Annotated in this window: 15 protein-coding genes; 6 read left to right on the plus strand and 9 right to left on the minus strand. The window is 65.6% G+C overall.

Going from position 1 to position 20,962, the window contains the following annotated elements; all coding sequences use genetic code 11:
• Positions 1-9 precede the first annotated feature (9 nt).
• Positions 10-3,120 (plus strand): efflux RND transporter permease subunit, encoded by a 3,111-nt coding sequence (locus JQ603_RS04705; protein WP_212336897.1) that lies wholly within the window; start codon positions 10-12, stop codon positions 3,118-3,120.
• A 55-nt stretch (positions 3,121-3,175) separates the two neighbouring features.
• On the opposite strand, the gene JQ603_RS04710 is transcribed toward JQ603_RS04705, so the two are convergent.
• Both JQ603_RS04710 and JQ603_RS04715 read right to left on the minus strand, forming a co-directional pair.
• The gene (locus tag JQ603_RS04710) at positions 3,176-4,372 is read right to left on the minus strand and encodes a DUF5666 domain-containing protein (RefSeq protein WP_212336898.1); all 1,197 of its coding nucleotides are present in this window, start codon (positions 4,370-4,372) and stop codon (positions 3,176-3,178) included.
• Positions 4,369-5,265, minus strand: a complete 897-nt coding sequence (locus tag JQ603_RS04715; RefSeq protein ID WP_212338191.1) for a DUF6502 family protein — start codon at positions 5,263-5,265, stop codon at positions 4,369-4,371. The genes JQ603_RS04710 and JQ603_RS04715 overlap by 4 nt, the downstream gene beginning before the upstream one ends.
• 126 nt (positions 5,266-5,391) lie before the next feature.
• On the opposite strand from JQ603_RS04715, the gene JQ603_RS04720 reads away from it, so the two are divergent.
• Genes JQ603_RS04720 through JQ603_RS04740 form a run of 5 tightly spaced genes read left to right on the plus strand, consistent with a single transcriptional unit; the run spans position 5,392 to position 10,899 of the window.
• Entirely contained in the window at positions 5,392-5,550 is a 159-nt protein-coding gene (locus JQ603_RS04720; protein ID WP_212336900.1) for a hypothetical protein, read from the plus strand.
• Positions 5,551-5,558: 8 nt separating this feature from the next.
• Positions 5,559-7,487, plus strand: a complete 1,929-nt coding sequence (locus JQ603_RS04725) for a glycosyltransferase (protein ID WP_212336902.1) — start codon at positions 5,559-5,561, stop codon at positions 7,485-7,487.
• 3 nt (positions 7,488-7,490) lie between these two features.
• Positions 7,491-8,231, plus strand: a complete 741-nt coding sequence (locus JQ603_RS04730; protein ID WP_212336904.1) for an ABC transporter ATP-binding protein — start codon at positions 7,491-7,493, stop codon at positions 8,229-8,231.
• Positions 8,228-9,622: a glycosyltransferase family 4 protein gene (locus JQ603_RS04735; RefSeq protein WP_212336906.1), complete on the plus strand. Its 1,395-nt coding sequence runs from the start codon at positions 8,228-8,230 to the stop codon at positions 9,620-9,622. Before JQ603_RS04730 ends, JQ603_RS04735 begins: the two co-directional genes overlap by 4 nt.
• Complete coding sequence (locus JQ603_RS04740; RefSeq protein ID WP_212336908.1) at positions 9,619-10,899, plus strand: O-antigen ligase family protein; 1,281 nt, start codon at positions 9,619-9,621, stop codon at positions 10,897-10,899. Before JQ603_RS04735 ends, JQ603_RS04740 begins: the two co-directional genes overlap by 4 nt.
• Here the strand turns inward: JQ603_RS04740 and JQ603_RS04745 are convergent, their stop codons facing one another.
• The 7 genes from JQ603_RS04745 to JQ603_RS04775 form a co-directional block, all read right to left on the minus strand.
• Complete coding sequence (locus JQ603_RS04745) at positions 10,900-12,135, minus strand: ABC transporter substrate-binding protein (protein WP_212336910.1); 1,236 nt, start codon at positions 12,133-12,135, stop codon at positions 10,900-10,902.
• Between the two features lie 106 nt (positions 12,136-12,241).
• Positions 12,242-13,153 (minus strand): DMT family transporter, encoded by a 912-nt coding sequence (locus tag JQ603_RS04750; protein ID WP_212336912.1) that lies wholly within the window; start codon positions 13,151-13,153, stop codon positions 12,242-12,244.
• A gap of 77 nt (positions 13,154-13,230) precedes the next feature.
• The gene (locus JQ603_RS04755; protein WP_212336914.1) at positions 13,231-14,121 is read right to left on the minus strand and encodes a DMT family transporter; all 891 of its coding nucleotides are present in this window, start codon (positions 14,119-14,121) and stop codon (positions 13,231-13,233) included.
• A 13-nt stretch (positions 14,122-14,134) separates the two neighbouring features.
• On the minus strand, positions 14,135-15,016 hold the full coding sequence (locus tag JQ603_RS04760; protein ID WP_212336916.1) for an NAD(P)-dependent oxidoreductase: 882 nt from the start codon (positions 15,014-15,016) through the stop codon (positions 14,135-14,137).
• 2 nt (positions 15,017-15,018) lie between these two features.
• Positions 15,019-16,150, minus strand: a protein-coding gene (gene prfB / locus JQ603_RS04765) for a peptide chain release factor 2 (protein ID WP_100234372.1) whose coding sequence is annotated in 2 segments (ribosomal slippage) — positions 15,019-16,080 and positions 16,082-16,150 — 1,131 coding nt in all. Because the reading frame shifts where the segments join, the coding sequence is not laid out codon by codon here.
• Between the two features lie 161 nt (positions 16,151-16,311).
• On the minus strand, positions 16,312-18,822 hold the full coding sequence (locus tag JQ603_RS04770; RefSeq protein ID WP_212336918.1) for a penicillin-binding protein 1A: 2,511 nt from the start codon (positions 18,820-18,822) through the stop codon (positions 16,312-16,314).
• Positions 18,823-19,092: 270 nt separating this feature from the next.
• Entirely contained in the window at positions 19,093-20,388 is a 1,296-nt protein-coding gene (locus JQ603_RS04775) for an N-acetylmuramoyl-L-alanine amidase (protein WP_212336920.1), read from the minus strand.
• Positions 20,389-20,962: the final 574 nt, after the last annotated feature.

Here is a 20,962-nt window from a genome sequence, read left to right on the forward strand (position 1 = left end):
AGGCAGAACGTGTCCTTTACCGACATCTTCATTCGCCGGCCGGTGCTTGCCATCGTCGTCAGCCTGATGATCCTGGTGCTGGGTCTGAAGTCGATGACTTCGCTGCCCATCCTGCAATATCCGCGAACACAGAATGCGATCGTCACCGTCACGACGACGTACTACGGCGCCGATCCGGCGATCGTCGCAGGATTCATCACCACGCCGCTCGAAAATGCCATCGCCCAGGCCAATGGCATCGACTACATGACGTCGAGCAGCCGGCCCAGCACCTCGACCATCACGGTCAACCTGCGGCTCAACTTCGATTCCGGCAAGGCGCTGACCGAGATCAATACCAAGGTGAACTCGGTGCTCAATCAGCTTCCGAGCGGCGTCCAGCAGCCGGTGCTGACGGTCAAGGTCGGTCAGACCATCGATGCCATGTATCTCGGCTTCAGCAGCGACGTGCTGGCGCCAAACCAGATCACCGACTATCTGATCCGTGTGGTGCAACCCAAACTGCAGGCCGTGCCCGGCGTGCAGACCGCTGAACTGCTCGGCAACAAGACTTTCGCGCTACGCGCCTGGCTCGATCCGATCAAGCTTGCGGCGTACGGGCTGACCGCGTCCGATGTATCGACCGCGCTGTCCGGCAACGACTACATCGCCGGGCTTGGCACCACCAAGGGCCAGATGGTGCAGGTCAACCTGACGGCCGCGACCAATCTGAAGTCGTTGCAGGAGTTTCGCGACCTCGTGGTCAAGCAGGCCGGCGTCTCCAACGTCAAGCTGTCCGACGTCGCGAATGTCACGCTGGGGTCCGAGGATTACGAATCGTCGGTCGGATTCAACGGCAAGCGCGCGGTCTATATCGGCATCCAGGTGGCGCCAAACGCCAACCTCCTCGACGTCATCAAAGGCGTCCGCGCCGTCTATCCCGACATCAAGGCGCAGCAGCCGGAGGGGCTGAATTCCGAGATCATCTACGATTCCACCGAATTCGTGAACAGCTCCATCGACGAGGTGATCCATACCTTGCTCGAAGCTCTTCTGATCGTCACCGTGGTGGTGTTCCTGTTCCTCGGCTCATGGCGTTCAGTGCTGATTCCCGTGATCGCCATACCGCTGTCGCTGGTCGGCACCTTCACCATGCTGCTGGCGCTCGGCTTCTCGATCAACCTCCTGACGCTGCTGGCGCTGGTGCTCGCAATCGGTCTCGTGGTCGATGACGCCATCATCGTCGTCGAGAACGTCAACCGGCATCTGGCCGAGGGCACAAAGCCGCTGCAGGCGGCGATCATCGCCGCACGGGAACTTTCAGGTCCTATCGTGGCCATGACCGTCGTGCTGATCGCGGTCTACGTGCCGATCGGATTTCAGGGCGGCCTGACCGGAGCGCTCTTCACCGAATTCGCCTTTACGCTTGCTGGCGCCGTTGCGGTGTCGGCCGTCATCGCGTTGACGCTCACGCCGATGTGCTGCGCCTTCATCCTCAAGCCGCCGAAGACCGGAAAGCCGACGCTCGACGACCGCATCGTCGCGTTCATCGATGCGCGGATGGACACGTTGCAACATCGATATCGGCGCCTGCTCGCCGCCAGCCTGACCACAATTCCGGTCACGGTCGTGTTCGCCGCCTTGATCTTGAGCAGCATCTACTGGCTCTATACGAACTCCAAGAATGAGCTGGCGCCGGAGGAGGATCAGGGTGCGATCCTGATGCAGTCGACGCTGGCACCGAACGCAACGCTGCAGCAGAAGCTGCTGTATTCCGCCGAGGTTTACCGGCGCATCTCCGCCTATGCCGAAACCGCGGGCGTGTTTCAGCTCGATCTCACCGGCAGCTCGATTGCGGGCTGGGTACTCAAGCCGTGGGACAAACGCGACAAGACGGCGGCGGAACTACAACCGGTGCTTCAGCAGGAGATGACGGGGATTGCCGGCGCCAAGATCGTGGCGTTCCAATTGCCGCCGCTGCCCGGGGCGAGCGGCCTGCCGATCCAATTCGTGATCCAGACCACGGACCCGTTCGACCGGCTCGACGGCATCGCGAAGGCGTTCACCGCAGAGGCCCTGAAAAGCGGCAAGTTCATCTTCCTCGACAACGACCTGAAGGTCGACCAGCCGCAAACCTCGATGGTGATCGATCGCGAAAAGACCGCACAGCTTGGGCTGAAGCTCAGCGATGTCGGCGGCGCGCTCGGCAACATGCTGGGCGGCGGCTATGTCAACTATTTCGGCCTGGACGGCCGTTCCTACAAGGTCATTCCCCAGGTCGAGCAGCGCCAGCGACTGAACGCCGATCAGGTGCTGAATTACTACATCAAGACCTCGGACGGCACGTCTGTCCCGCTGTCGACGGTAGCGTCGCTGAAAACGACCACGGTTCCGCAATCGCTGAACCATTTCCAGCAGATCAATGCCGCCACCATTTCCGGCGTGGCCATGCCTGGTGTGATCACCGGAGAAGCGCTCGCGACGCTGAAGGAGATCGCGGACCGCACGCTGCCCAAAGGCTACACTATCGACTATGGCGGGCAGTCGCGGCAGTTCATCCAGGAATCATCCGGTTTCGCCGCCACCTTCGGATTTGCCCTGATCATCATCTTCCTGGCGCTGTCGGCGCAGTTCGAGAGTTTCCGCGATCCCCTGATCATCCTGGTCTCGGTGCCGATGTCGATTGCCGGCGCGCTGATCTTCATCATGCTGGGCATCAAGGGCGCGAGCCTCAATATCTACACCGAGGTCGGCCTCGTGACGCTGATGGGCCTGATCAGCAAGCACGGCATTCTCATCGTCGAATTCGCCAACGAATTGCAGCATGCCGGCCGCTCCAAGCGCGAGGCCGTCATCGAAGCGACCGCGATCCGGCTGCGCCCGATCCTGATGACGACCGCGGCCATGGTGATCGGCGTGATGCCGTTGATCACCGCATCCGGCGCCGGCGCAGCCTCGCGCTTCAACATGGGGCTGGTCATCGCCTCCGGACTTTCGATCGGCACGCTGTTCACGCTGTTCGTGGTGCCGGCGTTCTACATTCTGCTTGCGGCTGACCATTCCGCGGCGACGGGCGATGACGCGGTGAAACCAGATCGGTCCGGGCTCGGAGCGAACGGCGAGCCAAGCGCCGCCCGGTGATGGAAGCAGATCATGAAACGCGGATCACCACGCACTGCGACCAACCTCGGTACCTTTAGCGGCGGCCGCCCATTCCGCCGCCGGGACCTCCGAAGCCACCGCCACCCATTCCGCCGGGTCCCATCGGGTTGCCACCGGGCGCGCCAAAACCGCCGGGACCTGACGGACCACTCGGCCCTGATGGCGCAGAGCCGGGATTCGCACCGGGGGGCGATCCCGGCGCAGGCGCACCGGGGGCACCGGGCTGACCGCCGGTCGGATTCGGCGTGCCGCTGTTCGGATGCAGGATCGAGCCACCGGGCGAGCGGTTGGGACTCCCAGTGCCACCGGGCGCCTGCCGCGGCGCGCCCGGGAATTGACTGACCGCCTGGGCCGAATCGAGCTGGAGGCCGCGCGAGCGATCGAACACGCCGTTGACCACCATGCGTGCTTCGCCCGCCGCCGGCCCGAAGCGCGAGCCGTCACGGGCGATCAGCCCCGAGCCAAGCTGGAGGTTGGCGCCCGACCGCTGCACATAAGCCTCGATCGACAGCCGGCTCGCTCCGACGAGATCCGAGAAATCGTCGATCCGCGTGCGCGCGGCCTGCATCGTGCCCTGGCTGGCGCTGCCCTCGATCTGGACGCGCTGGCCGACCAGCAGCGGATCGACGCCGTTCAGCTTGAGCCCGCCGATACGCAGACCATCGGGCCCGCGCTCGACGAGGCCCGTGACGCGCGAGGCCGCATCGCGCCGGGGTTCGACGAGGCTAGCGACGATGACGCCGTCGGTGCGGCGCAGACCAAAGACCGCGACCTGCGCGCCCGCACGGAGCTTGCTCTCCTTGTCGCCCGTGACGACCTTCTGGCCGAGCACCGTCAGCTCGTTACCCTTCACCTGCTCGACCGGCCCTGCGACCTCGCTCGCGATCGCGATGTTGCGCGTGACCAGTGTGCCGTCGGCCTGACGCGTCGCGACCACGCGCGCGAGCTGGCCGATGCGCAAGGCATTCGTGCTGGCCGGCTCGCCGTCGATGCGGACCGGGACGTCGCTGGCATAGGTCACGCGCTCGCCGTTGACGTAGATGCTGCCGAAGCGCTGGATCACGCCGACGATGCCGGTGCCGCCGATGCCGTGATCATCACCGCGGGTGATTCCAGTGCCGCCGATGCCCTGATCGGTGCCGCGCTTGACCTGTGCGCGGGCCATCGCCGTGCCGGCGAGCCAGAAACCCATCAGCAGCAGGCGGCGGGAGATCAGCGGCGGCCGGCTCATGAACCGCCCTCTTTGCCGGCGTCCTTTGCACCGTCCTTGCCGCCTTCCTTCGTCTCGCTCTGCTCGTCGGCGTCCTCGCTGTAGATGTAGATGCCGAAATTCCAGCGGGCGTCACCGCCCTTGTCCTTGGCGAGCGCCCGGTTAGCCTCGCGGTTGGCGGTCTTCAGCGCGTCCATGGCGAGCTCGCGCGAACGCGCCTCGAGACGCCGCGCCAGCTTGGGCGAGATGTTGTTGTAGTGCACCGCGCGTTCGAGGAAGCGCGGCCCATCCGAGACGTTCTGCGCGGCGGCCGCGATGTGGTCGTGCAGATTGCGGCCGAGATAGTGCCACTTGCTGTCGTCCTCGCCGCTCGGGACGAACGCGGCCTCGACCAGCTCGATCTCGTCGGCTTCGTTGATCGTGACGAGCTTGCGGTCGATCCATTCGTCGAGCACCGCGCGTGGGCGCACGTCCTTGGTGACGGAGGCGACGAGCTGCTCGAATGACGGCGCATCGCCCTCGGCGTTGCGCGGCAGCGCCAGCGGCTCGCCCTTCGCGTCCGTGAACTCGGGCGCGGCGAGCCAGCGCGCGATTACGGCGCTGGTCAGCGACACCGCGGCCGGCGCCTCGTGCACGGGCGCGCCCGCGCCGCGCAGCCGCGCCACCTCCTTGCGGTGGATGCCGGTGAGCAGGCTGACGCGGCTGTCGGTCTGCTCCTTTCCTTCCAGCGCGAAATCGTGCTCGGCGACGTTGACGAAGAGCTCGCGAAGCAGTTGCGCCAGCGCCGGAAAGGTCATGCCGCTGCGGATGCAGAGCCGCACCAGCGGGCGCAGCAGCCGCGCCAGCGGCGCGTGCAGCTTCGCGGCGGCATTCGGCTGCGGAGCCGCTGCTTTCGACCCGGACTTGGCATTCATGTCCGAATTGTAGCGATCCACGGCGTGGGACACAATCCCACTTTTTCCTGATTGCGGATTGACGTGGTAAATTTTCCCACATATACCGGACGCCACTGAGGGCGCGACGTAGAGGGACTTAAACCCATGGCTGACCGCTTGGTCATTTCCAGTTCACCGCGTGCTGTGCCGGTTCCCGATTGGGGGCACGGCGCAATCGAGCCGATGCTGCCTGCGCTGCTGCGCGGCGTGATCTTCATCTCGGTGCTGGCCGCACCGTTCGTCGCAGCGCTTCTCGCAGGCTGACCCCGACCATGCATCGCACCAGCGAACCCCCGCGCCGTCCGTCGGTGCTGCACATCTTCAAGATCTACTATCCCGACCTGTTCGGCGGCACGCTCACGGTGATCCGCGACATCTGCGCGAGCCTGAAGGAAGCCTTCGCCTCCGCCGTACTGGTCTGTTCGCAATCGGCCGAGCGGCGCGAGATCGTCGTCAACGACGTGCCGGTCGAGCGCGTGCGCTCGTTCGGCAACATATTGTCGCTGCCCGCCGCTCCGACCTATCCCTGGCGTCTCTGGCGCAAGATCGCCGAGCACGATCTGCTTGCGCTCCACGCCCCCTTCCCGCTGGCGGACCTCGTCTTCGCCTTCGGATTCGGCGCCAAGCGGCCGCTGGTCGTGCATTGGCACGCCGACATCGTCACCCATGCCGGCCTGCGCTGGTTCATCCAGCCGCTGATGCGGCGGACGTTGCGACGCGCCAAGGCGATCATCGTCTCGGACCACGTGCTGGTCGACAACACGCCGCTGCTGCGCGAATTCGAGGACAAATGCCACGTCGTGCCATTCGGCATCGACACCTCGGGCTATGACTGGCCGAAGATCGAGCCACACCACATCAACGACCGCGGCCGACTCGTGCTCGCCTGCGGGCGGCTCGTTCCCTACAAGGGCTTCGACGTGCTCATCCGCGCCGCGGCTGCGCACAATTTCGAGACCTGGATCATCGGCGAGGGAGTCGAGCGGCCGCGGCTCGAGCAGTTGATCGAGGAGCTCGGCCTCGGTGACCGCGTTCGCCTGATCGGCTCGGTCAGCGATTGCGAGCGCATCAAGCTGATGTGCCTCGCCGACGTCTTCGTGATGCCGTCAGTGACCAATGCCGAGACCTTCGGCCTCGTCCAGCTCGAGGCCATGGCTGCCGGCCGCCCGGTCGTGAATACGGCGCTCGACACGGCGGTGCCGCGCGTCGCCCGCCACGGCATCGAAGCGATCACCGTGCCGCCGGGCGATGCCGAGAAGCTGGGTGAGGCCATCGACACCCTGATCCGCGATCCCGAGCGGCGCCGCCACATGGGACTTGCGGCGCGCACGCGCGCCCTCTCCCGCTATTCGGCCACGGCCTTCAAGCAGGGCATGGAGACCGTCTACCGCAACGCCGTCGCCGCCTCCAGCGAGGAGCGATCGACGACTACCGAGCCGCCGCAGGCGACCGGCTGGCTGGACACGGTCCGAATCGCGGCGGCGCTGGCCTGGTCCGACATGCGGCACCGCTACGTGCGCTCGTTGCTCGGCCCGTTCTGGATGTCGCTCCAGATGGCGATCGTGGTCGTGGTGCTGGGCTCGGTGATCGGCCAGATGTCGAACACCAGCATGCTGGCGCGCCTGCCGATGCTGGCGCTGTCGATGACGGCCTGGACCTTCCTCAACGGCGTGGTGCTGGACGCGACCACGGCGCTGCAGAACTCCGCGAGCCTGATCCGCGACCGGGCGCTGCCGCCCGTCATCTTCCTGCTGCAATGCACGTTCCGTCAGGCGCTGTTCGCACTCCACAACGCCTGTGTTCCGCTGCTGCTGTGGCTCGCCTTCTCGCCCCACGACCTCTCTCACGCGCTGGCGGCGCTGCCCGGCCTGCTGCTGTTCGTGGCCTGCACCTTCGCCCTGAGCCTCGTTCTCGGCGCCATGGCGACGCGCTATCGCGACCTCAAGCCGATCATCGAATCCACGCTGATGCTCGCCTTTCTCGCCTCGCCGGTGATCTGGTCGTCCGACATGATCAACCACCGCTCGACCGTGATGCGGCTCAATCCGCTGACGCATCTGTTCGCGGTGTGGCGCGAGCCGCTGGCGGGCGGCGCTGTCGATCCCGTCAGCATCGTCTACGTCCTCGTCGCGCTGGCGCTCCTGGTCTTTGCGAGCGCGCTGACGCTGGTCCACCTGCGCAAAGCCGCATTCTGGATCTGACGCATGGTCTCGGTCAGTCTTCGCAACGTCTGTCTCGACTATCCGCTCTACGGTGCCTACGACTTCTCGCTGAAGCGGCGGCTGCTCGGGCACCTCGTCCGCGAGCCGGGCGAGATGCGGATGATCCGGGCCGTCGACAATGTCACGATCGAGGCCGAAGCGGGCGCCCGCATCGGGCTCGCCGGTCCCAACGGCTCCGGCAAGTCGACGCTGCTGCGGCTGATCGCCGGCGTCTATCCGCCGAGCAGCGGCAGCATTGCGCTGCAGGGCAACGTCGTGCCCCTGCTCGGCCTCAACGCCGGCGTCAACCTCGATTTCGTGGCGGAGGACAACATCGCGCTGCTGCTGCGGATCAGCGGCCGCAAGCCGACCCGCGCGGTGATCGACGAGATCTGGGCCTTCACCGAGCTCGAGCCCCGCATGCAGCGGCTGCCCCTTCGGATGTTCTCCTCGGGAATGCTGATGCGGGTGCTGTTTGCGACCGCGACCGCCTTTCCGGCCGACATCCTGCTGCTCGACGAATGGCTCAGCGTCGTCGACGAGCACTTTGCGGAGAAGGCGCAGGAGCGGCTGCTGAACATGGTGTCGCAGGCGGCGATCGTGATCATCGCCTCGCACGACCAGCCGCTGCTGCGCCGCACCTGCACCAGCATCATCAACCTCGATCACGGCCGCATCGCCTCGACCGTCAGTGTCGAGCCGCCGGCAACGCACACCTTTGAGCTCCGCGAGAAACGCGCATGAAACAGAACATCCTCGTCGTCTCCGAGTCGCTCGGACAACCCAACCACAAGCGCGGCATCTTCCATTTCACCCGCGAGCTGGTCCGTTCGCTCGCCTCGGAGGGGCACGAGCTCACGCTGCTGGTGGAGACCTCGAAGCGCTATCGCAAGCTGTGCCGGCGCGAGCGGCGCACGAAGCTGTTCGCGGCGCAGGCACGCAACATCGAGCTGCTGGCTCTCTACCGCTTCCTTGACGAGATCAACGTGAGCGGGCCGGTGACGCTCAGCGGCACGCGCCGCAAGTTCGACTGGCTCCGCCACAGGGTCGGCATGTTGCTGTCGCGGGACAACATCCTCTGCCTCCTGCGCGCGATCGGCCTGCGTGGCCTGAATGCGCGACTGATCGAGAACCGGCCCGCCGCGCTCGAATACATTCCGCCTGATCTGAGCCATCTCGAGCTGTTCGGCGAGTTTCAGCTCGAGCCCGGATTCTTCAACTACCAGGACTCCTCGGCCTTCTTCCTGCTGCCACCGCCGCGGATCGACGCGCGCGACTACGACGTGATCGTCGTCGATACGCCGACCCGCGTGGCGATCAAGCGCAGGCCGGATGCCAAGGTGATCTGCGTCGTCCACGACTTGTTGCCGCTCACCGATCTCAAGCTCAGCGACATCGCCACGCGGCAGTTCCTGGCGCGAATCCGCACCAGCCTGCGTCAGGCCGACGAGCTCGCCTTCGTTTCCAACTACAGCATGATGCGGTTCAGGGAACTGTTGCCGCAATTTGCGCACCTACCGGCGCGGGTCGTGTATCCCCGCACCCGGTTCGACGCCCCGGATGTCCTGCACCTTCCAGCCCCGTCGGGGCGTCCGGGGCGGCCGAGCTTCGTCGTCATCGTCTCGAACGAGCCGCGCAAGAACGTCGCCGCCGTCATCCGCGCCTTCCGTGGCGTGCCCCAGGCCGAGCTCGTCGTGATCGGCTATGCCGGCGAGATCAGCCGGATGCGCAACCTCCCGCAAAACGTCCGCTTCGCCGGCTATGTCGACGAGCACGAGAAGGCCGCCCTGATCGCGGAGGCGCACGGCCTGATCATGCCGAGCCTTGCCGAAGGTTTCGGCGTGCCGATCATCGAGGCGCTGGCCGCGAACACGCCGGTGCTGTGCTCGGACATCGCGGTCTTCCGCGAGGTCGCGGGCGAGCTTGCCGACTATTTCGACCCGTACTCGACGGATTCGATCGCCGCCTCCGTCACCCGCGTGCTGACGCGGCAGGAGGAGTGGCGCGGCAAGATCCGGGCCCGGCGCCACGAGCTCGCCGACCGCTTCGGCTACGAGACCCAGGCCCGCGATTTCCTCGGCCGCCAGCTGCCTGCGGAAAGGCTCGTCGCCACGCCAGTCGCATCGTACGGATGACGGCCGAATCCGAGACGTGGTCCGGTCCTGCCGACCAGCAGGGCGGCCGGAAGGGATGGCAGAGCTGGCGCAACCCGGCCGCGCTGCTCCGGGCGGCAGATGTGCTCGTCATCCTGATCGCGGCGTCGCTGCCATGGTCGACAACGGCGCCTTCGATCTTCGTCGGACTCTGGCTGCTCGCGGTGACGCCGACCATCGCCTGGCGCGACTATGCGCGCGAGCTCACGCGCCCGGCGTTTGCCCTGCCCTTCGCGCTCCTGCTGCTCGCACTTCTCGGCACGCTGTGGTCGGAGGGGGCCTGGGCGGACCGGCTGCATGCGATCAAGCCAGTCGCAAAGCTCGTGCTGATTCCGCCGCTGCTCTATCATTTCAGCCGGTCGGAGCGCGGCTTGCACGTCTGCATCGCCTTTCTCGCCTCCTGCGCGCTGCTTGCCGCGTTCTCCTGGATCGTGCTGCTCAACCCGGGCTGGAAGATCACGGCCACGGCGTCATCAGGCGTTCCCGTCAAGAACTACATCGACCAGAGCCAGGAGTTCACGCTGTGCGCCTTTGCGCTTGCGCTGCCGGTACTGACCTTCTGGCGCGGCGGACGCGCGGTCGCGGCGACCCTCTGCCTGGCACTGATCCTGCTGTTCGTCACCAACATGGTGTTCGTCGCCTCTGCGCGCACCGCCCTGCTCTGCATCGCGGTGCTGCTGGCCCTGTTCGCCTGGAAACATCTAAGCCACCGGGCGGCGCTGGTCCTGCTCGCAGGCGCAGTCGCCGCGAGTGCGCTGGCCTGGACGACGTCGCCCTATCTGCGTCAGCGCATCACCGACGTCGCGATCGAATACCGCCACGGCCACGAGGACATCAGCCGCGCCTCCACCGCGCAGCGGCTGACCTATTGGCGCAAGGCGCTTCATGCCTTCGCCGAAGCGCCCCTGATCGGCCACGGCACTGGCTCGATCAAGCGCCAGTTCGAGCGCGCCGCCACGAGCGAAAGCAGCCTCACCGCGGAAATCGTCAGCAATCCGCACAACCAGACACTCAACGTCGCGATGCAATGGGGCCTGTTGGGCGTCGTCCTCCTCTACGCCATGTGGATCGCCCATCTTTGCCTGTTCCTCGGCGAAGGCCTTGCCGCCTGGATCGGCCTCGCCGCTGTCGTGCAGAACATCGCGAGCTCGCTGCTCAACTCGCATTTGTTCGATTTCCACGAGGGCTGGATGTATGTGCTCGGCGTCGGCGTTGCCGGCGGCATGGTCCTGAAGGCCAAGGCTAGCAGCCCGGCGTAGCTACTGGCTGCGCTCGTGGCCGACCTCGCCGGTGATGACGTCGCCGAACAATTCCCAGGCCTGCCCGTTGAAGCGCATCAGCTGCATCTGCTCGATCGGGAAGTAATCGTCGGGCGAGGTGTTGACCATGATGCCCGGCAGCATCAGGTCGGTGTGGAAGTTCTTCAGGTTGGCGGCCTGCTTCATGACGTTCTCGCGGGTGAGATTGTCGCCGCATTGCTTCAGGACCTGGGCCATCGCCTCGGCCTGCACATAGCCATAGATGTTGTTGGCGTTGGCCTTGTCGCCGTCGGGGTAATACTTGTCCATGAACGCGCGCCATTTGATCACGGCGGGATCCTTGTCCCAGGTCGGATCGGTCGGGTCCTTCAGATAGACCGTCGAGATGATGTCCTTGGCGTATTCGAGCCCGGCGGGCTTGAGCACCGAGGCGACCGAGGTTGCGGTGTTGGCGAGGAAGAATTTCGGCTTCCAGCCGAGCTCGCCCACTTTCCGGATCGCCTGCGCCGAGCCCTTCGGCGCGGCCCAGGAGAAGAAGATGTCGGCGCCGGAATCGTGCAGCGCCACGATCTGCGAGTCGATCGAGGGATCGCTGACCTCGTAGGACTTGTCGGCGATGATCATGCTCGCCTTGTCGCCGAGCCCGTCCTTCAGGCCCTTGAACTGGTCCTTGCCGGCATCGTCGTTCTGCCAGAACACCGCGATCTTGCCGTTCGGAAAATTGTCGCGGATGTATTTTGCGTAGATCCGCCCTTCGCTCTGGTAGTTGGGCTGGAAACCCATGGTCCACGGGAAACTCCTGGGGTCGCCGAACTTGGTGCCGCCGGAGGCGACGAAGAGCTGCGGCACCTTCTTCGCGTTCATGTACTTCATGATCGCGGAGTTCGAGGGCGTGCCGAGCGACTGGAAGATCAGGAGGACATCGTCGCTCTCGACCAGCTTGCGCGCCTGCTCGATCGCCTTCGGCGGCGAATAGGCGTCGTCATAGCTGATGAAATTGATCTTGCGGCCGTTGATGCCGCCCTGGTCGTTGATCATCTTGAAGAAGGCGGCCTCGGTCTTGCCGATCACGCCATAGGACGACGCCGGCCCGCTATAGGGCATGATGTTGCCAATCTTGATTTCGGTGTCGGAAGCGCCGGGGTCGTATCCCTTCTGCGCCGAGGCCGGTGTCGCGGCGAGCGCTCCGGCAACAAGCATGGCGAGGGCAGCGAGATTCTTGCAACGACCCGGCATCGTTCTCTCCCCTATTTTGTAGTCTTGTTTTGCAGAGAGTGTCGCAAGGAGGATAGCGGCTGGCAAGCGCCACGATTTTCCGCGCGGTGAAACGTTGGTACGGAACTTACGCGACGCGACGCAGCAAGCCGAGCACGCGCCCGTCAATCAACAGCAACGCGCTGCCGATGACGATCGCCCCCGCAATCTCGCGCGCGGAGATCGGCTCGCCCAGCACCAGCCAGCCCAGCAGGATGGCGGTGACGGGAATGAGCAGCGTCACCAGCATGACGTTGGTTGCGCCCGAGCGCCGGATGATCTGAAAGAACACGATGTAGGCCAGCGCCGTTGAAAGCGCGGCGAGGCCAAGGACCGCAAGCCAGGTCGCGACGCCCGGCATCGGCAGATGCCACGGCTGCTCCATCGCACCGGCGACGATGGCCATCATGACCGTCGATGCCATCAGTTGGAATGTTGCGGTGCCAAGCGGCGGAGAGTCCTTCAACAGCCGCCGCGCGGCCAGTGCCGCAAAGCCGTAGCTGAGGGCGCCGCCCAGGCAAAGCAGGATGCCGAGCCCCTGCCCCGGCCGCGTCTCGATGCCCCATCCGCGCAGGATGACCACGCCGACGACACCCAGAACCACGCCGGCGACTCGCCGCATCTGCAGTGCTTCCTCGCCAGCCGCGGCCATGACGAGCACCGTGAACAGCGGCGTGGTGGCATTCAGGATCGAAGCGAGCCCGCTCGGGATAAAGGTCTGGCCGATCACGATCAGCGAGAACGGGATGACGTTGTTGAGCAGACCGATTGCGACGAACGGCTTCCAGCCGGCCGTCCCCCTGGGAAGGCCGATGCCCTGGATGCGGAGCAGCGGCAGCAGAATGGCCGCACCGAGCGCGACGCGCAAAAACACCAGCGTCAGCGGCGGCAATTCCCGCAAGGCCGCGCCATTGAAGAAGAACGAGCCGCCCCAGAGGACGGAGAGCACCGCGAGCAGCGACCAGTCTCGCGCATCGATGCGGTTGTCTTTCGCAGGCATGGCGTCTCACATTGTCGATCCGACCTGCCGCCTAGTACAGCGGAGCGGAGCGCGCCACCCGATTTCCGAGATGGACCCTAAGGTCCCGCGCTCTGGCTCCCGTCATGCTTTCGCGCGTCGCCGACGACATCGGCAACCACCGCGGCGATCACCAAAGCGCCGCCAATGAGCGCGTGAACGGCAGGCACCTCGCGGAAGGCAACCCAGATCCAGAACGGCATCAAGGGCGTCTCCAGCGTCGCGATCAGGGAGGCCTGCCCTGACGGCAGCAGGCGCGAGCCGAGCATGTAGAAGGTCAGGCCGAGGGCGACTTGCAGGCAGCCGAACATCGCGAGGATCGCGAGATTGTTGCCGCCGACATGGACGATGTCGTGCGCGAACGGAAGACTGACGAGGCTTCCCAGGAAGTTCGAGAGTGCAGCTGCCGCCACCATCGACGTCTCCCTGTGGCGCCGAACGACGACCGTCATGGCCGAAATGGCGAGCACCATCAGACAGCCGAGCGCGACGCCGCCGATATCGGCTCCCGCCGCGATGCCGCCGACCGTGATGGCCACGCCGGCGAAGGCGACAAGACTCGCGACCAGCGTCCGCCATGTCGCGGCTTCACCGAGCCACAGCCATGCAAGCGCCGCAGCGACAAACGGTTGCGTGGCGATCAGCACGGCGACGTTCATCACCTTGGTCATCTGAAGCGCGGGGATGAAGGAGACCATGCCGATCGTCGACAACGAGGCGACGAGCAGGCCGCTGCGCCCCGGCGCCACCAATTGCCGGAGCGCACCGCGCCCCTGCATCGGGACGAGAAACACCGTGATGAGGCTGCCGCCAAACAGGCCGCGCCAGAACAGGATGGTCCAGGGATCGAACGGCAGCAGCCGGGTGAAGAACGGCGCGGTGCTCCAGGCAACCGCGGCGGCGACGACGAGGGCAATGCCGAGACCGCGTTCCGAACGTGGCTGCCCCATGTCGATGTACCGGCTAGGATGGCTTCTTCGGCCGCGACACCAGCTCGATCATCCTGCCTTCATCGTCATCCGGCATCGCCGCTTTCGCCTGCGCGTAGGCCTCGACCGCGGCGCGCGCGACCAGGGGCTTGCCGGCCAGGAGACTCTCGGCGAGCTTAACGGCATAGGCCGCATCCTTGTGGCGCAGCGCTGCCGTGAAGGTCGCGCCGGAAAAATCGCGGGCGACCATGCGCTTGGAATGACGCTGCACCTGTGGGCTGGCGGCCACGCCCGCCTGGATCGACTCCAGCACCAGATTCATGTCGAGCCCGGCCTGCTCGGCGATGGCAAGGCCTTCAGCGAGGCCGGCGATCTGGATCGCGCCCATCAGATTGTTGATGAGCTTGTAGACCGTGCCGGACCCGACCGCGCCGAAATGGCGGATGGTCGAGCCGATCGGCTCGAGGAACGGGCGCGCGCGTTCGAGATCGGCGGCGTCGGCGCCAACGAGCAGCGTCAGTTTTCCGGCGGCCGCCGCATCCGGCAATCCCGTCACAGGGCAGTCGACATAGATCAGCCCGCGCCCGTTGAGCTCGCGGCCCATCTCGCGGGCGTGGTCATAGGAGACGGTGGAGCATTCGATCGCGATGGTGCCGGCCTTGGCCGTCTTGGCCGCGCCCTCCGGCCCGAGCCAGACCGTGCGCGAGGCCTCGTCGTCGGCAACCATGGTCACGACCGCATCGGCGTCGATCGCGGCATCCTCGGGTGAGGTCGCCCAATGCGCGCCGCGCGCGATCAAATCTTCCGCCTTGGCCTTGCTGCGATTCCACAGCGTCACCGTGAAGCCGGCATCGAGATAGCGGCCGGCCATGCCATGGCCCATCCGTCCAAGCCCGATGAAGGCGACGCGGGGCATGGCTAGTCCACGTCCTCGACGTCGCCCGCGGTGGTGCCGAAGGCGCGCTGCGCCAGCGTCGCGGCCATGAACTCGTCGAGATCGCCGCCGAGCACGCCCGAGGTGTCGGAGGTCTGCACGCCGGTGCGTAAGTCCTTCACCATCTGGTAGGGCTGCAGCACGTAGGAGCGGATCTGGTGACCCCAGCCGATATCGGTCTTGGCGGCCTGGTCGGCGGCGGCCTTCTCCTCGCGCTTCTTCAGCTCGATCTCGTAGAGCCGCGCGCGCAGCATGTCCCAGGCCTGCGCCCGGTTCTTGTGCTGGGAGCGGCCGGCCTGGCAGACCACGGCGACGCCGGTCGGGATGTGCGTCAGGCGCACCGCGGATTCGGTCTTGTTGACGTGCTGGCCGCCGGCGCCGCCCGAACGCATGGTGTCGGTGCGGACGTCGGATTCCTTGATGTCGATCTTGATGCTGTCGTCGATGACAGGGAAGACCTGCACGCTCGAGAACGAGGTGTGCCGCCGCGCGTTGGAATCGAACGGCGAGATGCGCACGAGGCGGTGCACGCCGGCTTCGGTCTTCAGCCAGCCATAGGCATTGTGCCCGGAGACCTGGATGGTCGCCGACTTGATGCCGGCTTCTTCGCCCTCGGACTCTTCGAGGTACTCGACCTTGAAGCCATGCGTCTCGGCCCAGCGCGTGTACATGCGCAGGAGCATCTGCGCCCAGTCCTGGCTCTCGGTGCCGCCGGCGCCGGCATGGACCTCGAGATAGGAATCGAAGCGATCGGCCTCGCCCGACAGCAGCGCCTCGAGCTCGCGCCGAGCGACTTCCTTCTTCAGATTCTTCAGCGCAGCTTCGGCTTCGGCAACGACGCCGTCATCGCCCTCGGCCTCGCCGAGCTCGATCATGCCGATGTCGTCTTCGAGCTCCTGCTCGACCTTGCCGATACCCGACAGCGAATCCTCAAGCGAGGTGCGCTCCTGCATCAGCTTCTGGGCCTTCTGGGGATCGTTCCAGAGGTTGGGATCTTCTGCGAGCTTGTTCAGCTCGGCGAGGCGTGCCGTCGATTTCTCGACGTCAAAGATGCCTCCTCAGCAGCCCGACTGACTGCTTGATCTCTTCTACCAACCGTTCGATTTCGGCGCGCATGTCGTTCTCTGGTCTGGCGCATGATCCGGGAAAGCGCGCAGCGGTTTCCCGAAAGATCCTGCACAAAAACTAAAGCGCGATAACTCATCGCGCGTTGGGGGATGTAACGGCGGCGGCGCCAAAGCGCAACCGCCCCCCTCGCCCGTATCAGGTGTTATCCGCTACCACAGTCCGCCGGTGCCCGGCCGAATGAGGAAGCCGGAATCCGGCTGCTGCTGCTGCGAGGCCGGCATGCCGCCGCGCGCGTCGGCGTCGGCCACGCCGATGACCGAATAATTATCCGGCGGCGCCGTGCCCGGCTTGAAGGCTTCGAGGATGGTTCCGCCGGTCTCGCCGGGGCCGGCACGCATGCCTGTCTTGGCGACGACGCGCACCAGCTTGATGCCGGCCGGCACCTTGAACGGAACGGCGGGCTTGTCGGCGAGCGCGAGCTTGAGGAAATCGCGCGCGATGGGCGCGGCCAGATGGCCGCCGGTCGCGGCGTTGCCCTTACCGAGCGCGCGCGGCTTGTCGTAGCCCATATAGATGGCGACGGCGACGTCGGGCGAGAAGCCGACGAACCAGGCGTCCTTGGCTTCGTTGGTGGTGCCGGTCTTGCCGGCGATCGGTTTGCCGACCTCCTTGACCACGGTCGCGGTACCGGCCTGGACCACGCCTTCCATCAGCTCGGTGATCTGATAGGCGGTCATGGAGTCCAGCACCTGCTCGCGACGGTCGATCAGCTGCGGTTCGGGCTGGTTCTTCCACCCACCCGGCGCGTCGCAGCCGCGGCATTCGCGCTGGTCGTGCTTGAAGATGGTGTGTCCGTAGCGGTCCTGGATACGGTCGATCAGGGTCGGCTTCACGCGGCGGCCGCCATTGGCGAGCATCGAATAGGCGGTCACCATGCGCATCGCCGTCGTCTCGCCCGCGCCGAGCGCGTAGGAGAGATAGTTCGGCAACTCGTCATAGACGCCGAAGCGGCGGGCATATTCGCCGATCAGGGGCATGCCGATGTCCTGCGCGAGGCGCACGGTGACGGTGTTGAGCGACTGCCGCAGCGCGTTGCGCAGCGTCACCGGTCCCTGGAACTTGCCCGAGGAGAAGTTTTCCGGCCGCCACACGCCGGCGCCCTGGCCCTGGTCGATTTCGATGGGCGCATCGAGCACGACGGTCGAAGGCGTGTAGCCGTTGTCGAGCGCGGCCGAGTAGACGATCGGCTTGAAGGACGAACCCGGCTGCCGGTAGGCCTGCGTGGCGCGGTTGAACTGGCTCTGGTCGAACGAGAAGCCGCCGACCATCGCGAGCACGCGGCCGGTCCAGGGATCCATCACCACCATCGCGCCGGAGACCTCGGGGATCTGGCGCAGCCGGTACTGGCCTTCGACCGGCTGTCCTTCCTTGCTGTAGAGCGGATCGGCATAGATCACGTCGCCGGGCGCCAGCACTTGCGCCACGGAGGTCGGCGTCCTGCCCTTGGCATTGCCTTGCGCCGCCCTCGCCCAGCGCACGCCGTCGAGGGTGACGAGGCCGGTCTCGCGCTGCTTGCTGACAGCGCCGCCGAGCTCGCGGCTCGGCTGGAAGCCGATGCGCGCCGACTGGTCGCTGGTCTCCAGCACCACCGCCATGCGCCACGGCGAGATGTCGGACAGAGACTTGATCTCGGCGAGCCTCACGCCCCAATCGCCGGAGATATCGAGCTTGCTCATGGGCCCGCGATAGCCCTGCTGCTCGTCGTAGTTCACGAGGCCCGAGACCATGGTCTTGCGCGCCATGACCTGGATCTTGGGATCGAGCGTGGTGCGGACGGAGAGACCGCCCTCGTACAGCTTCTTCTCGCCGTAACGCTCGAAGATGTCGCGGCGGACTTCCTCGGCAAAATATTCGCCGGCGAAGGTGTGGGCGCCGCCCGAACGGTTGGTGACGGCGAGCGGCTCCTTGCGCGCCTTGTCGGCGTCGGCCTGCTTGATCCAGCCGTTCTCCAGGAGACGGTCGATGACGTAGTTGCGGCGCTCGATGGCGCGGTCGCGGTTACGGACCGGATGCAGCGTCGCCGGCATCTTCGGCAGCGCCGCCAGATAGGACGCTTCCGCCACCGTCAGCTCGTTCACCGACTTGTCGAAATAGACCAGCGAGGCAGCCGCGATGCCGTAGGCGCCGAGGCCGAGATAGATCTCGTTCAGGTACAGCTCGAGGATCTTGTCCTTCGAGTAGGTCTTCTCGATCCGCATCGCCAGCAAGGCTTCCTTGATCTTGCGGGAGAAGGAGACCTCGTTGGTCAGCAGGAAGTTCTTGGCGACCTGCTGGGTGATCGTGGAAGCGCCCTGCGGACGGCGGTTGGAGCCGAAGTTCTGCAGATAGAGCACGCCGGCGCGCGCCATGCCGGTGTAGTCGATGCCGCCATGCTCGTAGAAATTCTTGTCCTCGGCCGCGAGGAAGGCGTTGATCACGAGCTTCGGCACTGCCTGGATCGGCAGGTACAGCCGCCGCTCCTTGGCGTATTCGCCGAGCAGCGAGCCGTCGACCGCGTGCACGCGCGTCATCACCGGCGGCTCGTAATCCTGAAGCTGAGAGTAATCCGGCAAGTCCTTGGAGAAATGCCAGATCAGGCCTGCCACGGCTCCGACACCGACAAGGAACACCACTGTTCCCGCGGCGAACAGGAAGCCCATGAACCGCACCAGCAAGCGCATTATGTGTTTATCCGTTCAAACTCTGGATCAGCCCAGTATCAGCCCCATAGGACCCAAAAACTGGCACCCCAAACTGGCGCCAACCTCACGTCGCGAATTCAACGGCCTACGCAATCACATCAAGACTGGGCCTAAAGACGCTTGCCGAGCGGGATTCTCTCCGATTCCGGAACCCCCTGCGGCATTTTTATAAAGCGTCCGCTGTGGCCAAACTAGGGCCTTTGCGGCGGGACGGAAAAACCCTTCCTCAATTTGACAATCCCGGGGTCGTCAGTTCGACGATCGGGCGGTCGCCAGCCGTTTGGCCAGGAACCCGTCGATCGCCTGCGCCATCGAGCCCACGGCCTTGGACCGCCAGCCCTCGGACACCAGGTGCTCGAGGTCGCCCTTGTTGGAGACATAGCCGATCTCGACCAGCACCGAGGGCACGTCGGGCGCCTTCAGCACCCGGAAACCGGCCGATTTCAGGGGATGCTTGTGCATCCGTACCGTCGACTTCATTTCGCCCATCAGCAAATGGGCAAAACGGTTTGAAAACGTGCGGGTTTCACGCTGCGTCAGGTCGATCAGGATGTCCGCGACATCGGTCGGCTCCTCCGCGAGGTTGAAGCCGGCGATCGCGTCGGCGCGGTTTTCCGCGTCGGCCAGACGCTGGGCCTCGGCGTCCGAGGCCTTGTCGGACAGCGTATAGATGGTGGCACCCTGCGCATCGCCCTCCGCCCGCGGCAGCGCATCGGCATGGATCGAGACGAACAGCGCGGCCTTGAGGTTGCGGGCGACTTTGACCCGGTCATTGAGGGGGATGAAGGTGTCGTCATCCCTTGTCAGCACCACACGGTACTTGCCGGCCTTGTCCAGCCGGTCGCGCAGCGCCAGCGCAAAGGCCAGCACCAGGTTCTTCTCGCTCTCGCCGCTCGACTGCGTGCCATTGTCGATACCGCCATGGCCGGGATCGATCACGACGACCGGCCGGCCGTCCGCCTTCTGCTGCTGCGCCGTTTCCGGGGCCGCCGCGGGAACGGTTGCAGGCGGCGCCTCGGCGATCGCAGGCCGCAGCTCGGGGCGGTTTTCCGGGGCGAGCGCCTGCACGAAGGCAGCGCGGTCGACCTCCTCCAGCTCGAGCACGAGCCGGGCGGGCTGGCCGTTGGCCGCCTCGACCACATAGGAATTGGCGATCTTGGCCGGCCCGGTCAGATCGAACACGATTCGCGAGCCGCCGGGCATGACGAGCCCGTAGCGGAAGGCCTTGACCAGGCCCCGTCCCGCCGCCCCGGTCCCCGCGGGAAGCTGAAAATTGACCTGCGGCACGTCCACCACCACCCGGTACGGGTCGGCGAGCGTCACGGCGCGGAACGTCACGGTCTGGTCGATGTCGAGGATGAAGCGGGTCTGCTTGCCATCACCAGCCAGCCGGGCACCCGAGGCGATTGGAAAATTTGCCGCCGCAACAGCGGGCTGCGGCCGGCTCTCCGCCGCGCTCAGGCGCGAGGAATCGGCGCATGGCAATGCTGCAGCGCACAACAGCACGCATCCCAGCAAGACCCTTTGTTTTGCGCGGCTCGCCACCGATCCCGTGCCTCCGAGCAGCTTTTTTAACGCAATAGAACCACAGGGTTAATCGATCCTTAATGGCAAAAACACGAAACTCCCTGACTGTGACCGCCGTGCGACGCTCCCTTGCACCGATGGTCCATTCCTCGTATGTACGGAATGCTGACGGCCGATATTTCCGGTTGTGTCGCATTCAGCCTCCCGGTGCAGCGCCGGAGCTCCCAAGGTTTGGGAATTCCAGCGTTTTCCGTTCCCCTCTAAGACCAGCGCGGTGCGCGGCAGCGAGGCGGAGCGGGCCAAGCTCCGGCGGCGGACGGTTCCCGGTTACCACGTTTCCGGGACGGTTCTGACAGCGGCGTAACCCATTACCCGGTCCCTTGATCCCAAGGGGACGGTTCGTGATCCCCCAGGGCGAGCGCGCTCGCGCCATGCCTGGCCAGCAGCAACTGATTGAGGGGCGGCCCCGCCGCCCAGTGTTTCATACGGGCCGACGCTTGATGCGCCAGACTGTGCCGACGAACTCTGAAGGACCATTCGCGACGCTGCGGAGTGACAATCCCGCGCGCCGCTGTGGTCCTGAGGCTTCCGG

Source organism: Bradyrhizobium liaoningense, assembly GCF_018130825.1.
Lineage (GTDB): Bacteria > Pseudomonadota > Alphaproteobacteria > Rhizobiales > Xanthobacteraceae > Bradyrhizobium > Bradyrhizobium liaoningense_B.

Excerpts from the sequence above, each read along its gene's own strand:
- JQ603_RS04710 (WP_212336898.1), bottom strand. The coding sequence starts at position 4,372 with ATGAGCCGGCCGCCGCTGATCTCCCGCCGCCTGCTGCTGATGGGTTTC.
- JQ603_RS04715 (WP_212338191.1), bottom strand. The coding sequence starts at position 5,265 with ATGAATGCCAAGTCCGGGTCGAAAGCAGCGGCTCCGCAGCCGAATGCC.
- JQ603_RS04720 (WP_212336900.1), top strand. The coding sequence starts at position 5,392 with ATGGCTGACCGCTTGGTCATTTCCAGTTCACCGCGTGCTGTGCCGGTT.
- JQ603_RS04725 (WP_212336902.1), top strand. The coding sequence starts at position 5,559 with ATGCATCGCACCAGCGAACCCCCGCGCCGTCCGTCGGTGCTGCACATC.
- JQ603_RS04730 (WP_212336904.1), top strand. The coding sequence starts at position 7,491 with ATGGTCTCGGTCAGTCTTCGCAACGTCTGTCTCGACTATCCGCTCTAC.
- JQ603_RS04735 (WP_212336906.1), top strand. The coding sequence starts at position 8,228 with ATGAAACAGAACATCCTCGTCGTCTCCGAGTCGCTCGGACAACCCAAC.
- JQ603_RS04740 (WP_212336908.1), top strand. The coding sequence starts at position 9,619 with ATGACGGCCGAATCCGAGACGTGGTCCGGTCCTGCCGACCAGCAGGGC.
- JQ603_RS04745 (WP_212336910.1), bottom strand. The coding sequence starts at position 12,135 with ATGCCGGGTCGTTGCAAGAATCTCGCTGCCCTCGCCATGCTTGTTGCC.
- JQ603_RS04750 (WP_212336912.1), bottom strand. The coding sequence starts at position 13,153 with ATGCCTGCGAAAGACAACCGCATCGATGCGCGAGACTGGTCGCTGCTC.
- JQ603_RS04755 (WP_212336914.1), bottom strand. The coding sequence starts at position 14,121 with ATGGGGCAGCCACGTTCGGAACGCGGTCTCGGCATTGCCCTCGTCGTC.
- JQ603_RS04760 (WP_212336916.1), bottom strand. The coding sequence starts at position 15,016 with ATGCCCCGCGTCGCCTTCATCGGGCTTGGACGGATGGGCCATGGCATG.
- JQ603_RS04770 (WP_212336918.1), bottom strand. The coding sequence starts at position 18,822 with ATGCGCTTGCTGGTGCGGTTCATGGGCTTCCTGTTCGCCGCGGGAACA.